This is a genomic window from Providencia sp. UF-224 (assembly GCF_058245955.1).
Window position 1 is genome coordinate 49,949 of the sequence record NZ_JBSICC010000022.1, and the last position, 15,238, is coordinate 65,186.

General features: G+C 40.5%; 13 protein-coding genes. 9 read left to right on the top strand and 4 right to left on the bottom strand.

Annotation, left to right across the window (positions count from 1 at the left end; translation table 11 throughout):
- The first annotated feature begins 95 nt into the window (after positions 1 to 95).
- The 4 genes from argC (at position 96) to argH (ending at position 4,610) form a co-directional block, all read left to right on the top strand.
- Positions 96 to 1,100 carry an N-acetyl-gamma-glutamyl-phosphate reductase gene (gene argC / locus AC4IFO_RS17395; protein ID WP_490736277.1) on the top strand — a complete coding sequence of 335 codons (1,005 nt, stop codon included), beginning with the start codon at positions 96 to 98 and terminating at the stop codon, positions 1,098 to 1,100.
- A 12-nt stretch (positions 1,101 to 1,112) separates the two neighbouring features.
- Positions 1,113 to 1,889, top strand: a complete 777-nt coding sequence (argB, locus tag AC4IFO_RS17400) for an acetylglutamate kinase (RefSeq protein ID WP_490736279.1) — start codon at positions 1,113 to 1,115, stop codon at positions 1,887 to 1,889.
- A gap of 44 nt (positions 1,890 to 1,933) precedes the next feature.
- Positions 1,934 to 3,154, top strand: coding sequence for an argininosuccinate synthase (locus AC4IFO_RS17405; RefSeq protein WP_490736281.1), 1,221 nt, complete (start codon positions 1,934 to 1,936; stop codon positions 3,152 to 3,154).
- Between the two features lie 79 nt (positions 3,155 to 3,233).
- A complete protein-coding gene (gene argH / locus AC4IFO_RS17410) occupies positions 3,234 to 4,610 on the top strand; it encodes an argininosuccinate lyase (protein ID WP_490736283.1) in 1,377 nt (458 codons plus the stop codon).
- 66 nt (positions 4,611 to 4,676) lie between these two features.
- On the opposite strand, the gene AC4IFO_RS17415 is transcribed toward argH, so the two are convergent.
- Both AC4IFO_RS17415 and AC4IFO_RS17420 read right to left on the bottom strand, forming a co-directional pair.
- On the bottom strand, positions 4,677 to 5,024 hold the full coding sequence (locus AC4IFO_RS17415) for a YmdA family protein (RefSeq protein WP_490736285.1): 348 nt from the start codon (positions 5,022 to 5,024) through the stop codon (positions 4,677 to 4,679).
- A gap of 79 nt (positions 5,025 to 5,103) precedes the next feature.
- A complete protein-coding gene (locus AC4IFO_RS17420; protein ID WP_490736287.1) occupies positions 5,104 to 5,436 on the bottom strand; it encodes a YmdA family protein in 333 nt (110 codons plus the stop codon).
- 1,517 nt (positions 5,437 to 6,953) lie between these two features.
- Between AC4IFO_RS17420 and oxyR the strand changes: the two genes are divergently transcribed.
- Positions 6,954 to 7,859: a DNA-binding transcriptional regulator OxyR gene (oxyR, locus tag AC4IFO_RS17425; RefSeq protein ID WP_219245017.1), complete on the top strand. Its 906-nt coding sequence runs from the start codon at positions 6,954 to 6,956 to the stop codon at positions 7,857 to 7,859.
- Positions 7,860 to 7,936: 77 nt separating this feature from the next.
- Here the strand turns inward: oxyR and sthA are convergent, their stop codons facing one another.
- A complete protein-coding gene (sthA, locus tag AC4IFO_RS17430; RefSeq protein ID WP_206085988.1) occupies positions 7,937 to 9,334 on the bottom strand; it encodes a Si-specific NAD(P)(+) transhydrogenase in 1,398 nt (465 codons plus the stop codon).
- Positions 9,335 to 9,757: 423 nt separating this feature from the next.
- On the opposite strand from sthA, the gene fabR reads away from it, so the two are divergent.
- Both fabR and AC4IFO_RS17440 read left to right on the top strand, forming a co-directional pair.
- Positions 9,758 to 10,414, top strand: coding sequence for an HTH-type transcriptional repressor FabR (gene fabR, locus AC4IFO_RS17435; RefSeq protein WP_219245015.1), 657 nt, complete (start codon positions 9,758 to 9,760; stop codon positions 10,412 to 10,414).
- Between the two features lie 12 nt (positions 10,415 to 10,426).
- Positions 10,427 to 10,816: a YijD family membrane protein gene (locus tag AC4IFO_RS17440; RefSeq protein WP_219245014.1), complete on the top strand. Its 390-nt coding sequence runs from the start codon at positions 10,427 to 10,429 to the stop codon at positions 10,814 to 10,816.
- Between the two features lie 77 nt (positions 10,817 to 10,893).
- Here AC4IFO_RS17440 and trmA read toward each other — a convergent pair whose 3' ends face one another.
- Positions 10,894 to 11,991 carry a tRNA (uridine(54)-C5)-methyltransferase TrmA gene (trmA, locus tag AC4IFO_RS17445; protein ID WP_490736290.1) on the bottom strand — a complete coding sequence of 366 codons (1,098 nt, stop codon included), beginning with the start codon at positions 11,989 to 11,991 and terminating at the stop codon, positions 10,894 to 10,896.
- A 468-nt stretch (positions 11,992 to 12,459) separates the two neighbouring features.
- On the opposite strand from trmA, the gene btuB reads away from it, so the two are divergent.
- Entirely contained in the window at positions 12,460 to 14,322 is a 1,863-nt protein-coding gene (gene btuB / locus AC4IFO_RS17450; protein ID WP_490736292.1) for a TonB-dependent vitamin B12 receptor BtuB, read from the top strand.
- Entirely contained in the window at positions 14,267 to 15,130 is an 864-nt protein-coding gene (murI, locus tag AC4IFO_RS17455; RefSeq protein ID WP_490736294.1) for a glutamate racemase, read from the top strand. Before btuB ends, murI begins: the two co-directional genes overlap by 56 nt.
- Positions 15,131 to 15,238 lie beyond the last annotated feature (108 nt).

The following is a 15,238-nucleotide window of genomic DNA, read 5'->3' on the forward strand; positions in this document are numbered from 1 at the left end:
AGCCTTAATCCATAATAGTATCAATATTCATGCACTTTATTTGAATAAAAATACACATTAAACTGTTTGGGTCACGAGTACAAGGTAGAAAGCATATGTTGAACACACTCATTATCGGGGCCAGTGGCTATACTGGAGCAGAATTAGCCGCTTATTTGCAACGTCACCCTGAAATTAACCTTCAAGGGTTGATGGTATCGAAGCAAAGTGCCGATGCAAATAAACGTTTTTCTGATTTATATCCCCAGTATAAAGGCATCATTGACCTTCCTGTCCTGCCACTCACTGACGTGGCAGAGGCAGCAAAAGGCATTGATGTTGTTTTCCTCGCCACGGCACATGAAGTGAGCCACGACATCGCCCCACAATTCCTTGAAGCGGGTTGTGTGGTGTTCGATTTATCGGGTGCTTACCGCGTTCAAGATCCTGCGTTCTACACCCAATACTATGGCTTTGAACATACAAATACCGAATGGTTAATGCAAGCAGTTTACGGTTTAGCGGAATGGCAAGCGGATAAAATTCGCCAAGCCCAGTTAATCGCGGTACCGGGCTGTTATCCAACCGTTTCGCAACTTGCGTTAAAACCGTTAATTGAAGCTAAGTTACTGGATAACAGCATGTGGCCTGTTATCAATGCAACCAGTGGTGTGTCAGGGGCAGGGCGCAAGGCTTCAATGACAAACAGTTTCTGTGAAGTGAGCTTACAGCCGTATGGTATTTTCACTCACCGCCATCAGCCTGAAATCTCAACGCATTTGGGGCAAGAGGTGATTTTTACGCCGCATCTGGGCAACTTCTCAAGAGGGATCCTCGCCACTATCACCTGTAAGGTAAAAGCGGGCGTCACAGCAGAGAAAATTGGCGAAACGTTTAAAGAAGCCTATCAAAACAAACCCTTGGTGCGTTTATATGATAAAGGTGTTCCTGCATTGAAATCTGTCGTCGGCACGCCATTTTGTGATATCGGTTATGTATTGAAAGGGGAACACCTGATTTTAGTCGGTACAGAAGATAACCTACTAAAAGGTGCCGCGGCACAAGCTGTACAGTGCATGAATATTCGTTTTGGTTTCAATGAAACCCAGTCATTACTTTAATAAGGACAAGCCATGCAACCCTTAGTGATTAAATTGGGCGGTGTGTTACTGGATAGTACTGAAGCGTTAGAAAAACTGTTTACCGCTATTCAAACTTATCGCCAAGCACATCAACGCGAGCTGGTGATTGTCCATGGTGGTGGTTGTTTAGTGGATGAATTAATGCAGAAGTTGCAACTTCCCGTTGTGAAGAAGCAGGGGCTGCGGGTTACACCGGCGGATCAAATCGACATTATTACGGGGGCTTTAGCTGGGACGGCAAATAAAACCTTACTGGCATGGAGCATCAAACACCAATTACCCGCAGTGGGGTTATCACTTGGTGATGGGCAAAGTGCGGTTGTTACACAGTTGAATGACGAGCTCGGTCATGTTGGGAATGCAAAACCGGGTGATGCCAAGCTATTGAAATTGCTTCTCGGCGCGGGATATTTGCCCATCATCAGTTCTATTGGTGTCACCGCACAAGGTGAGCTAATGAATGTGAACGCAGACCAAGCCGCAACCGCTGTAGCCCAAGCACTCAATGCCGATCTGGTTTTATTGTCGGATGTGAGTGGCATCTTAGATGGCAAAGGCCAAAAAATTGATGAGATGACGACGCAAAAAGCGCAAAAACTCATCGACCAAGGAATTATTACAGATGGAATGATTGTGAAGGTGAATGCTGCGTTAGACGCTGCTAACGCACTGCAACGCTCCGTCGATATTGCAAGTTGGCGTCACGCTGAACAACTTCCTGAGCTGTTTAATGGAACAGCAATCGGAACTCGGATCTTGGCATCGTAATTGAGCCATACACATAATAAATTAATTGAGCGGATAGGTACGTTATGAAAAAGGGCATTAAAAAGATTGTATTAGCATACTCAGGTGGTCTGGATACATCGGCAATTATTCCATGGTTGAAAGAAAACTATGACGGTTGTGAAGTGGTTGCATTCGTTGCCGATGTGGGACAAGACAGAGAAGATTTAGTCGGTGTTGAGAAAAAAGCACTGCAATCTGGCGCATCAGAATGCTACGTCGTTGATTTACGTGAAGAGTTCATCAAGGAATACATCTATCCAGTATTAAAAACGGGCGCATTATATGAAGGTAGCTATTTATTAGGTACATCAATGGCTCGCCCAATTATTGCGAAAGCACAAGTTGAAATCGCATTAAAAGTCGGTGCTGACGCAGTTGCTCATGGCGCAACAGGTAAAGGAAATGACCAAGTACGCTTCGAAAGCACCTATACGGCGTTAGCACCACAACTGCAAGTGGTTGCACCATGGCGTGAGTGGGATTTACGTTCCCGTGAAGCGCTGCTCGATTACCTGAAAGAGCGTAATATTCCGACAACCGCCAGCCTTGAAAAAATTTATAGCCGTGATGAAAACGCATGGCATATTTCCACCGAAGGTGGCGTATTAGAAAGCACATGGAATGCAGCCAACCAAGATTGTTGGGTATGGACTGTCGATCCGCAAGATGCGCCAGATGAAGCAGAGCTAGTGACTGTCGGTGTAAAACACGGCGAAGTGGTCTCTGTTAACGGTAACACATTGTCTCCATTAGGTTGTTTGGAAGCACTGAACACATTAGGTGCGAAACACGGGGTCGGCCGTATCGATATCGTTGAAAACCGTTTAGTGGGCATGAAATCTCGTGGTTGCTATGAAACCCCGGGAGGTACCATCATGATGGCTGCGCTACGTGGGATTGAGCAATTAGTATTAGACCGTGATAGCTACAAATGGCGTGAGCAGTTAGGCTTAGAAATGTCATACGTTGTTTATGATGGCCGTTGGTTCGCTCCATTACGTCATTCATTACAAGCTGCGGCAGAATCCTTAGCACAAGATGTGACGGGCGAAGTGGTACTGAAACTGTATAAAGGCCAAGTGACAGCGATTCAGAAAAAAGCGGATAAGAGCTTGTATTCTGAAGAGTTCGCAACGTTTGGTGAAGATGAAGTTTACGACCACAGCCATGCTGGTGGCTTTATCCGTCTTTATTCCCTGTCTTCACGTATTCGTGCGTTGAAAGAACAAAACAAAGCAAAATAAAGTCAATCGTAGTAACCCGGCAGCTAATATTGCTGTCGGGCGTTAAACACTTATTTTATCAATCAGGTAGGGATTTGTTATGGCACTTTGGGGTGGACGTTTTAGTCAGCAGGCCGATCAGCGGTTTAAACAGTTTAATGATTCATTGCGTTTCGATTATCGCTTGGCGCAACAAGATATTATCGGTTCAGTCGCATGGTCAAAATCATTGGTCACGGTAGGTGTGTTGACAGATAGCGAACAACAATCTTTAGAACAGGCACTAAATGCACTGTTAAAAGAAGTGCAAGATAACCCTGAAATTATTTTGCAAAGCGATGCGGAAGATATTCACAGTTGGGTTGAAGGCAAACTGATTGATAAAGTTGGTGATTTGGGCAAAAAACTGCACACAGGCCGTAGCCGTAATGACCAAGTGGCAACAGACTTAAAATTGTGGTGTAAAGACCAAGTTGCATTATTGCTTGAAGCGGTCACTGAGCTACAAAAAGCGTTAGTGGTTACCGCTGAAAATAATCAAGATGCTGTCATGCCAGGTTATACCCATTTACAACGTGCTCAGCCAGTAACGTTTGCTCATTGGTGTTTGGCATACAGTGAAATGCTAGCGCGTGATGAAAGTCGTTTAAAAGATACGCTAAAACGTTTGGATGTTAGCCCGTTAGGTTGTGGGGCATTGGCGGGAACCGCGTATGATATCGACCGTGAACAACTCGCCTCTTGGCTTGGCTTTGCCTCTGCCACTCGCAACAGTCTAGATACAGTTTCCGATAGAGACCACGTACTTGAATTATTATCTGACGCCAGCATTGGCATGGTACATTTATCGCGCTTTGCGGAAGATTTAATTTTCTTCAATAGCGGTGAAGCTGGTTTCGTTGAGTTATCTGACAAAGTTACGTCAGGTTCTTCCTTAATGCCACAAAAGAAAAACCCCGATGCATTAGAACTGATCCGCGGCAAATGTGGGCGAGTTCAAGGTGCATTAACAGGTATGATGATGACCTTAAAAGGGTTACCGCTTGCTTACAACAAAGATATGCAAGAAGACAAAGAAGGCCTATTTGATGCGATGGATACATGGTTAGATTGCATGCATATGGCCGTGTTAGTTCTTGATGGTATTCAAATTCGTCGACCACGTTGCGAAGAAGCCGCAAAACAAGGCTATGCAAATGCAACCGAGCTGGCGGATTATTTAGTGGCCAAAGGCGTTCCATTCCGCGAAGCGCATCATATTGTGGGTGAAGCGGTTGTCGCGGCAATAGCGCAAGGTAAGGCTTTAGAGGAAATGGCATTAAGCGATCTGCAAAAATTCAGTGATACTATTCAGTTGGATGTGTATGAAATTCTCTCGTTGCAATCATGTTTAGATAAGCGATTAGCAAAAGGTGGAGTGTCTCAGAAGCAGGTGGCGAGTGCCATTGAGGAAGCAAAAATACGGTTAGGTTTCTAAGCGGTAATTTGTGGACGAAAAATGGGGGGTAGCATGACTACCCCAATTCCCATAACGCTGTTCTTATTAAATATATTTAACGGTTAACATTCCTAATTGTTTCTCCTCATTAACCCAGTTGTATGAATATTCATGTCTGCCTTCATTAATAACGTTCCAACCATTTTTTTGAGTCATATTATTTAACTCAATCTTTGTGGTGGACGATCCTGTATTATCATTCAAACAGTGCAATTTAATTTGCGTGTCAGTAATATCATTGGTGCAGGTTGGATGAACCACTGCGCCAGAGAAATTAATCGTGCCAGCTTCTTGATTCTGAACTGCATTAGCACTGAATACACTGGCAGCTGAAATTAATAATAAAGCCATGATTGAACGATTAAATACTTTTTCAGTTATTGATTTTTGCATAATGGAATTCCAGAACTGAATTTGATAAAAATCAGTTAGTTATATTAAGTTTTATTTAAATGAATTGGTTATTTAATTATTACGCATGTTGTACAGATAATAATGCGTGGCCTTTTTCTTCATTGGTCCATTTAAATTGGTAGATGCTACGGTTCTCATCTAATTTTTTCCATTCAGTTGATTTTTTTTCTTTAGAAAAATCAATTTTACTTGTTTCCATTTTATTCGTTTCTTTATTAAAGCAATTTAAGTTGGTTTTGTTGTCATTAATATCATAAGTACATGGTGAAGCAACAATAGCAGCTTTAAAGTTAATGGTTGTTTGGTTTTCTTTAGCTTGAACATTTGCAGTGAATAATGAAGTAGCAACTAAAGTTAACGCTAATACTGATGTGATATTTTTAATAGTCATGATATTTATTCCTAATTTAAAGTTTATATAATTTGGTTGATTTCAATTTGTTCATGTCTTGCTATGGGAAGAATTATAAAACAAAAAACTCTCAAAAGGTGTAAATCTAAAAACTCAAATGTGTGAAAATATAATGAAAATATAGGTTATATTGAATCTCTGTGACTTACTGATAAATTGCCGTTTTGTTTACTATATTCTGTTAATTTGTGTTTTTCGGTGTTAAATGTTCTATTGGTGATATTTTAAGTTGCTTTTCGATGGTTTAATCTGCTGTTTGATTTTCGATAGTTACAGTTATTGAGCCCATACTTATATATAAATCAGCAAGGTAATATTGAGATTTTTAATTAACTTTCAAACAGAAACTTACAAAGTTTAATAATAAATGAAAATAAATATAACAAAATGTTTCAGAAAAAGGGCTGAACAATCTCATTTTTAAACTTTTAGAGAGTAAAGTTGCCTTATTTTTCGAGTTAATCCGCAAAAAATCATATTATGAGTAATATAAATGTTTCAGTATGGTGCCTAATTATATTGAAGTTACCCAAATAGCTGTTTGACACCTTTCTTTTTTCTTGCAACCCCGATGAATTGTTGTTCATCTTAGGAAGCGTTCCTATTGTTTTCTTCTTATATAGAAGAAAGCTAAGTGGATCGTTTCTTTAACTACGCTAGATTGCCGATGTCTATTACACTTTTTTGTCGTTATTGGTTTTTAGCAATACGATTTGCATGCTTTGCTAATTTAGTGCTCTTCAATACTCTATTCTGTCATCACTAGCATGTTGTATAAGGTATCGACAGTATGGCGGCATTCTTTAATCACATAATGGGATACTTTTAACTTAGGAAGGGCAAAGTGTAGTAATAGAATCCATAGTATTTAGCCCTCCGTATCATCATCACTGATGAAAACTGTCCAGAAGCCAGGTGACTATATAAAACTATTAATTTGAATTGGTTTTTTCAGTATTTGTTGCTTTGGTATTATTAATATAGGGTGCTATTTTAAAATTATCCACAGTAAAAGTGTGTGTAATTATGTATGAAATTTTAAAGATTTTTATACATAACGTTATGTTTACTATACGAAAATATAAAAACTATATAATGTATCTAAACGTCTTTGTGGTATTTTTTCTTTTAGAATTTCACTGTCATATCTATGTACTAGTTTGTAGTTCACTAAAAATTAAATAATTAAATCTATCTGCCTGTTTTAGTCTTAAATTGACTTGTTATGGGGATTTCATATCGGGTTAAATATGATAAATAAAATTTAATATTGTTTATTTTTGGTTCGCTTTTCGTGAATAAAATCAGAGGGAATTAATGATGCATTTTGTTTCTAAATATTACAATTTGTTTCATTACGAGGGGGTGTTTATGCAAAAATGGGATGAAAGACCCCATTTTGTAATATATCAATAGATAAAACAAACTAATATCGATATAGTGATTGGTATTATCTATCTTTGGTCTGACAAAGAATTCACGAAAGGAAAAGAAATATGAATATTCGAGATTTAGAGTACCTCGTTGCACTCGCCGAACATAAACACTTTAGACGCGCCGCGGATTCTTGTCATGTCAGCCAACCAACATTAAGTGGTCAAATTCGTAAGTTAGAAGAAGAACTCGGTGTTATGTTATTGGAAAGAACCAGTCGTAAAGTTCTTTTTACCCAACAAGGGTTATTACTTGTTGAACAGGCTCGAACTATTTTGCGGGAAATAAAGGTACTGCAAGAAATGGCTGCTCTCCAAGGGGAAAGCATGTCTGGTCCATTGCATATTGGTTTAATACCAACAGTTGCCCCTTATTTATTACCTCACATCATTCCACAACTACACCAAGCTCATCCAAAATTAGAAATCTATTTACATGAAGCGCAAACTCAGCAGCTATTAGCGCAATTAGATAGCGGTAAATTAGATTGTGCAATTTTAGCGGATGTAAAAGAAACAGCACCGTTTATTGTTGTGCCTTTATTTGAAGAGCCAATGAAACTCGCTATTTATGAAAGCCACCCATGGCATGACCGAGACACTATTGAAATGGGTGAGCTATCAGGCGAAAAATTATTAATGTTAGAAGATGGCCATTGTTTACGTGACCAAGCGATGGGATTCTGTTTCCAAGCGGGCGCAAAAGAAGACACACATTTTAGAGCGACAAGTCTAGAAACGCTACGAAATATGGTTGCGGCAGGAAGTGGAATTACGCTGTTACCTGATTTGGCTGTACCAAATGAAGCGTGCCGTGATGGAGTGTGCTATTTAAATTGTATAGAGCCTGAACCGAAGCGAACAATTGTGCTTGTTTATCGTCCTGGTTCACCTTTACGTGGTCGCTATGAGCAATTAGCTGAAACTATTTATAACTCTATGAACCAATATTATAAGAATAAGGTTTAGGAAAAAATCGTCAAAATAGTTTTTCAGTAAAATGAAATGATGGTTGCCAGCAAATAGGCAACCATCAACATGCATCATTAAAACAGTCTATTTAAACCATTTAATGCTGCGACACGAAAAGCTTCTGCCATCGTTGGGTAATTGAACGTCGTATTGACGAAATATTCAATGGTATTACCTTCACCTTTTTGTTCCATGATAGCTTGGCCGATATGAATAATTTCTGCCGCTCTTTCACCGAAACAGTGAATACCTAATATTTGTAACGTTTCTCGATGGAATAAGATTTTCAAACTGCCCACATTCATTCCTGCAATTTGTGCGCGAGCTAAATGCTTGAACTGAGCGCGGCCCACTTCATATGGCACTTTCATTGCGGTAAGTTCTTGTTCTGTTTTACCTACAGAGCTGATCTCTGGGATGGTGTAAATACCCGTTGGGATATCTTCTACTAAATGTGCATCGCCAAGACTACCACCGATTGCACGCGCAGCAATTCGGCCTTGGTCATAAGCCGCAGATGCGAGGCTTGGATAACCAATCACATCACCGACAGCATAAATATGCTCATTCGTTGTGCGGTAAGCTTTATTCACCTTAACAAGACCACGGCCATCTGCGTCAATACCAACATTTGCAAGACCTAAGCCGTCAGTGTTACCGGTTCTTCCGTTGGCATACAATAAGCAGTCAGCTTTCACTTTCTTGCCTGATTTCAGGTGAACAATAACACCATCATCGACGCCTTCGATTTTTTCATATTCTTCATTATGGCGAATGACAACGCCACTATTCCAGAAATGGTAAGACAACGCGTCAGACATTTCTTGGTCAAGGAAGGCTAATAAGTGATCACGGGTGTTGATTAAGTCAACTTTTACGCCTAATCCACGAAAAATAGAGGCATATTCACAGCCAATAACACCCGCACCATAAATAATGACATGGCGAGGTTCATGGGTAAGGTTGAGGATCGTATCGCTGTTATAAATGCGTGAATGATTGAAATCAACATCTGAAGGACAATAAGGACGTGAACCTGTCGCGATGACAATTTTATCTGCGCTTAAAACATCGCAGCTGCCGTCGGCATAGCGTACGCTAACATGTTGATCATCAATAAAAGTGGCTTCACCCGAAAACATTTGGCAACCATTTCGCTCATAAAACCCTTGGCGCATGCGTGTTTGTTGGCTAATGACCGTTTCTGCATGTTGTAGAATTTCAGAGAACGAGGAGCTTAAGCTACGGGAGTTATCACTATAAAGTGGGTTTTGATTAAATTCGATAATACGGCTAACAGCATGACGGAGGGCTTTTGAAGGAATGGTTCCCCAGTGGGTACAGCCTCCGCCGACATTATTATAACGTTCTATAACAGCAACGTTTTTTCCTTGTTTCACTAGCCCCATCGCGGCGCCTTCGCCACCAGGACCAGAACCAATAACTATTGCATCAAAATGGGTAAGTTGCATGAGGTAAGACCTGCTCTAAAACAAAATGACAACAAGATGTTATCATTAGTTGGTTATTTCGCCTAATTTCCCTTTTCCTATTTATTTTTCTCATTAAGACATCGTGAACTTTTTTCATTGCCTGATTTCAATCTAAAATTCTAGAGAAACACGTTTTTGGAAAAAGAAAAAAACAGAGTGCATTTTTGGTGAATCTATTTTTCACCGTTCAGGTAGGGTAAAGGGAAAAGTGAGAAAGTTTCTATATATAAGAAAGCCATGTCGGTGATATGTGAAACGCTGAAAATGACTAATTTGCAGTAAGAGTCGATTTTTCTCTAAACCAGATTAAGAAATTTCAGGTATGCTAGAAGGCGAACACGTGCTTATTATTAACCTTCAATGCGTTCATTAATGTTTAATGACATAGAAATTAGGATCACTGTGAGTAACACTATTGGCGTTAGAGCAAAACAAAAAGAAAAAACTCGGCGTTCACTCGTCGAAGCCGCATTTAGCCAATTGAGTGCTGAACGGAGCTTCACAAGCTTAAGTTTGCGCGAAGTTGCTCGAGAAGCTGGCATTGCACCAACGTCATTTTATCGTCATTTCAAAGACGTTGATGAACTCGGCCTAACGATGGTCGACGAAAGTGGCTTGATGTTACGTCAACTTATGCGCCAAGCGAGGCAACGCATCGCAAAAGGCGGGAGTGTGATCCGCACATCAGTCTCAACTTTTATGGAGTTTATTGGTAATAACCCCAATGCCTTTAGGTTATTATTGCGTGAGCGTTCAGGCACATCAGCTGAGTTTCGTGCTGCCGTTGCAAGGGAAATTCAACATTTTATTGCAGAGTTAGCTGATTACCTTGAACTTGAAAGTCGGATGCCTCGCCATTTTACTGAGATGCAAGCAGAAGCGATGGTAACGATAGTCTTTAGTGCAGGCGCTGAAGCTCTTGATATTGATGAAGAAAAACGCAGACATCTTGAAGAACGGTTGGTATTACAGTTAAGAATGATTGCTAAAGGCGCCTACTATTGGTACCGCCGTGAACAGGAAAAACAAAATCAATCTGACCCAGACCTTACCAAATAATAAGGAGAATCAATGACGGATCAAAAAAGCTATGAAAGAAGCACATTATTGCTGGCCTTTGTGATTGGCCTTGCAACCCATGGAACCTTTTCAACACTGTTTAACTCGTTAGTCGACTTTTCATTTTTCCCAATTTTGACCTTAGTATTGGCTGCGTATTGTTTACACCAACGCTATTTGCACCAAGCGATGCCGATGGGGCTACCTAAATTTGTTGCGGGTAACTTCTTTATTGGGATTTTTGGTTATGCCGCGATTTTGCGCGTTCAAAACCCTGAAATTGGTTCTAACTTTATTCCAGCGACATTTATCGTGATTTTAGCGTTATGGATGTATGCAAGCTGGAAAGCACGTAAAAAAGAAAAAGCAGAACTAGCCCTTGAGCAAGAAGCTGAAAACTAAGTTCAAATAGTGGATTTAGACTAAAACGCCGCATGATATTGCGGCGTTATTGTATTGATCATAAATACATTGAAAAATTAGCGGCGCGTTAATAAAACACCACTTTCCATATGATGGGTATAGGGGAATTGGTCGAACAAGGCTAACTTCTCAATTTTATGGGTTTTTGTCAGCTCAACTAAATTATCGCAAAGGGTTTCTGGGTTACAGGAAATATACAAAATATGGTCATACCCTTGGACGAGCTCGACAGTTTTATCATCTAAACCACTGCGTGGTGGGTCAACAAAAATGGTATTGCATTGGTAATCCGTTAGTGTAATGCCTTCCAAACGTCTAAATTCGCGAGCCCCTTGCATTGCTTGGGTAAAATCTTCAGCGGACATTCGGATAATCTGCACATTATTAATGTTGTTTGCTTCTATATTATATTGTGCCGCGGCAACGGAAGGTTTGGCGATTTCAGTGGCTAATACACGTTCAAAGTTTTGCGCTAATGCCAATGAAAAGTTTCCATTTCCGCAATACAGCTCTAATAAATCGCCTGTTGAATTTTGTGTCGCCGCAATAGCCCACTCCAACATTTTAATATTGACCTGCGCATTAGGCTGCGTGAAGCTATTTTCGACTTGGCGATAAACCATATCCTTTCCATTTACAGGTAGCACTTCATCCACATAATCATTATCAAGCATGATTTTGGTTTTTGAAGCGCGGCCGATTAACTGCAAATCAAAGCCTTTTTCCACCAATGCCGCTTTTAACGTATTCGCCTCGGTAGTCCATTCTTCACCGAGTTTTTTATGATAAAGCAGTGAAACAATCAGCTTATTGCTTAGTGTCGATAAATAATCGATTTGGAATAACTTATGGCGCAGTAATTCATTCTGTTTAATTAACGGCAGCAATGTAGCCATCATGTCATTAATTAATTGGCTCGCCACGGGGAATTGGTCAACACGAATACGTTCTTTGGTCTCTTTATCAAACATGATATGAAACAAATCATCATTATCATGCCAAACCCGAAATTCTGCGCGCATCCGGTAATGTGACGCTGGAGATGAAAAAATTTCAGGTTCAGGTGCGTTAAACGGGGCCATCATAGCCTTTAAACGGTCAGTTTTGTCTGCGAGTTGCAGTTCGTAGTCTTTGGTGTGCAACGTGTTTGGCATACTTGGCCCCATAAAACAGTAAAAAATTCGTATCAGGGGCGAAATTGTAGGGAATGTGGCGAAGATGTCCAGTTTTCATTATGCATCCATAGACACTAAATGCCATTCCACTTAGGATAATAGGCTGTGGTTATGGGAACTTGGTTGAAATCCAAGACTGACGCGCAACGGTAATTAAGGGGTTATCCGTCATTCTTCAAGCTACATGGGTGTTGGCTGCGCTTAGCTACCCTAGTCACATACTTCAGTATGCTCCTAGGGATATCTTCGCTTGTCGCCTACATGTAACTTGAATTATTTAGGATATATACAAGCTTCTTTTCTGTTTCTTTTATTATAGAAATAACGCTTTGGAACTTATGAGTCCGATACCTGCCACACGTCTTATCGCTTTGTTGAATATTAGCGCGAACCTTTTATTCAACTTCGCGGAATTTTAATTTTATTGATCTTCCGAGTGTAATCATAATGAATAATAAAAAGTTGCTGCCGTTATCGGCTGCTGCTGTGGCAGTGTTATGCAGTGTTTCTTCTCTGGCAAGTGCGAATAATAAGGCCGACGAAGTTGTCGTATCCGCCAATCGTTTCGAACAACCAATTTCTTCTATATTAGCGCCCGTTACCGTGGTAACCCGTGAAGATATTGATCATTGGCAGTCAAATACCGTGATTGATGTATTACGGCGTTTACCGGGAGTGGATATTGCGCAAAATGGGGGGCAAGGCCAATTAAGTACTTTATTTGTACGGGGGTCAAATTCAGGACATGTGCTTGTACTTGTTGATGGAATTAGGCTGAATCAAGCTGGTGTGAATGGCTCATCAGATATGAGTCAAATTCCGTTATCAATGATTCAAAGAATTGAATATATTCGAGGCGCGCGCTCAGCTGTTTATGGTTCCGATGCGATTGGTGGAGTCATCAATATTATTACAGGTCGGTCTGAACCAGGCACAACACTTGAAGCTACCCTTGGGAGCTATGGATACCAAAATTATACTGCTTCAACTCAGCAACAAATAGCTAATAAAACTAAAGTTACAGCATCTGCCTCATATAATTATACTTGGGGGTTTGATGTTGAGGCGAGGGGGAATACAGGAGGAGTAAAACAGTCTGACCGAGATGGATTTATGAACAAAACCCTATGGTTGGGAGTTGAGCACCAATTTAATAATGAGGTTTCAGCTTTCGCTCGAGCATATGGTTATGATAACAGGTCTAAATATGACGGATCTCCGAGTTGGGATTATGCGAATGTTCTTGCGGATACAAGAGAGCTTTCAAGCCGCAACTATGATGCTGGAGTTAAACTCACAAAAGGTATTTATTCTTCTCAGTTAATATCTAGTTATAGCCATTTAAAAGATTATGATTTTGACCCTAGAAAAGGACGTTACGATGAATCATCTTTATTAAAAGATTCAGAACAATACAATATCCAGTGGGGGAATACTTTTAAGCTAGATCAAGGCGGAATTAGTACAGGGATAGACTGGAATCGGCAATCGATACAACCTAACCACAATTTTATTGCTAAAAAACGTAGTGTTGATGACACAGGACTGTATATAACAGGGCAAAATCAGTTTGGGAACATCACTATCGAAGCCGCTGCACGTAGTGATCACCATTCTAAATATGGTTGGCATTCCACATGGCAAACAGGCGCTGGATGGGAGTTTATTGACGGGTATCGATTGGTTGGTTCATATGCTACAGCATATAAAGCTCCTACATTAGACCAGTTATATGGTCGTTGGGGGCCAAATGAAAATTTAAATCCTGAAGAAAGTAAACAATGGGAAGGTGGCATAGAGGGGGTAACAGATTTAATTGATTGGAGCTTCACAGTTTATCGTAATAAAATTGATAATATGATTGCGGCAGATGCAGCGAATAATTGGCAGCTCTATAATATAAATAAAGCTGTAATTAAAGGTGCTGAATGGACTGGTGAATTTGATACAGGTCTTTTTCATCATCAATTGACATATCAATATATCGACCCGAGAGATAAACAAAAAGATCAAGTTCTGGCTAGAAGAGCAAAACAACAGGTCAAGTATCAATTAGATTGGGCGGTTTATAATGTCGATATGGGAGTAACATATCAATATATTGGGTCTAGATATGATGTTACAGGCAGCGGTGGTCGTATTAAAGTAGGCGGCGTTAGCCTTTGGGATCTCACGGCTGCATATCCAATCACTTCACATCTCACAATTCGTGGTAAAATAGCTAACATGTTCGATAAAGACTATGAGACCGCGTATGGTTATCGCACCGCTGGAAGAGAATATTTCCTTACCGGAAGCTACAACTTCTGATAACAACCTATCTGTTCGCCCGACCATTCTTGTATTTGACTCAGGAGTGGGCGGGTTATCTGTCTATCGCGAAGTCAAAAAACTGATCCCAAATGCGCACTATATATATGCATTCGATAACGAAGCTTTTCCTTATGGCGAAAAAAGTGAAGAGTTCATTATTGATAGGGTCTATCAAATCGTTAATGCGATAGCTGCAAAGCATCCTTTAACCATCGCGATCATTGCCTGCAATACGGCAAGTACCGTCAGTTTGCCTAACCTAAGAGCACACTTTACTTTCCCAGTTGTTGGTGTGGTTCCTGCAATCAAGCCTGCGACTAAACTCACGCGTAATGGCGTGGTCGGGTTATTAGCGACGAAAGGCACTGTGAATCGTGAATACACCAAAGAATTAATTGACCGTTTCGCCACGGACTGCAAAGTGATTTCGCTGGGCTCTGCGGAATTAGTCCAACTGGCAGAGCGGAAGTTACATGGGGAAACTTTACCGTTAGATGAAGTCGCTCAAACGGTGAGGCCGTGGATCAGAATGCCAGAACCACCAGACACCGTTATTTTAGGTTGCACCCATTTCCCTCTGTTAATAGAAGAGCTCGAAAAAGTCTTACCTAACGGTACAAGGTTTATAGATTCAGGTTCTGCAATTGCCAGAAGAACCGTTTGGCTGATAAATAATCAGGCAGAACTCCATGATTCTAACGAAGAAGACTTTGCGTATTGCCTCTTAATGAACGAGGTGGTGCAAGGTTTAAGACCTGTACTTGAAGCTGAAGGGTTCATTTCGCTCGAAAAGTTAGCACTTTAACTTAAATTTGTTGAAAAGCTGAGCGAACGAAAAAAAAATGCAAAAAAGGGGTTGCCAGATTTTTCTGACTCCCTATAATGCGCATCCACTGACCGGGAACAAGACAAC

Coding starts and splice junctions, on each gene's coding strand:
- argC (WP_490736277.1), top strand. CDS start 96: ATGTTGAACACACTCATTATCGGGGCCAGTGGCTATACTGGAGCAGAA.
- argB (WP_490736279.1), top strand. CDS start 1,113: ATGCAACCCTTAGTGATTAAATTGGGCGGTGTGTTACTGGATAGTACT.
- AC4IFO_RS17405 (WP_490736281.1), top strand. CDS start 1,934: ATGAAAAAGGGCATTAAAAAGATTGTATTAGCATACTCAGGTGGTCTG.
- argH (WP_490736283.1), top strand. CDS start 3,234: ATGGCACTTTGGGGTGGACGTTTTAGTCAGCAGGCCGATCAGCGGTTT.
- AC4IFO_RS17415 (WP_490736285.1), bottom strand. CDS start 5,024: ATGCAAAAATCAATAACTGAAAAAGTATTTAATCGTTCAATCATGGCT.
- AC4IFO_RS17420 (WP_490736287.1), bottom strand. CDS start 5,436: ATGACTATTAAAAATATCACATCAGTATTAGCGTTAACTTTAGTTGCT.
- oxyR (WP_219245017.1), top strand. CDS start 6,954: ATGAATATTCGAGATTTAGAGTACCTCGTTGCACTCGCCGAACATAAA.
- sthA (WP_206085988.1), bottom strand. CDS start 9,334: ATGCAACTTACCCATTTTGATGCAATAGTTATTGGTTCTGGTCCTGGT.
- AC4IFO_RS17440 (WP_219245014.1), top strand. CDS start 10,427: ATGACGGATCAAAAAAGCTATGAAAGAAGCACATTATTGCTGGCCTTT.
- trmA (WP_490736290.1), bottom strand. CDS start 11,991: ATGCCAAACACGTTGCACACCAAAGACTACGAACTGCAACTCGCAGAC.
- btuB (WP_490736292.1), top strand. CDS start 12,460: ATGAATAATAAAAAGTTGCTGCCGTTATCGGCTGCTGCTGTGGCAGTG.
- murI (WP_490736294.1), top strand. CDS start 14,267: ATGGTTATCGCACCGCTGGAAGAGAATATTTCCTTACCGGAAGCTACA.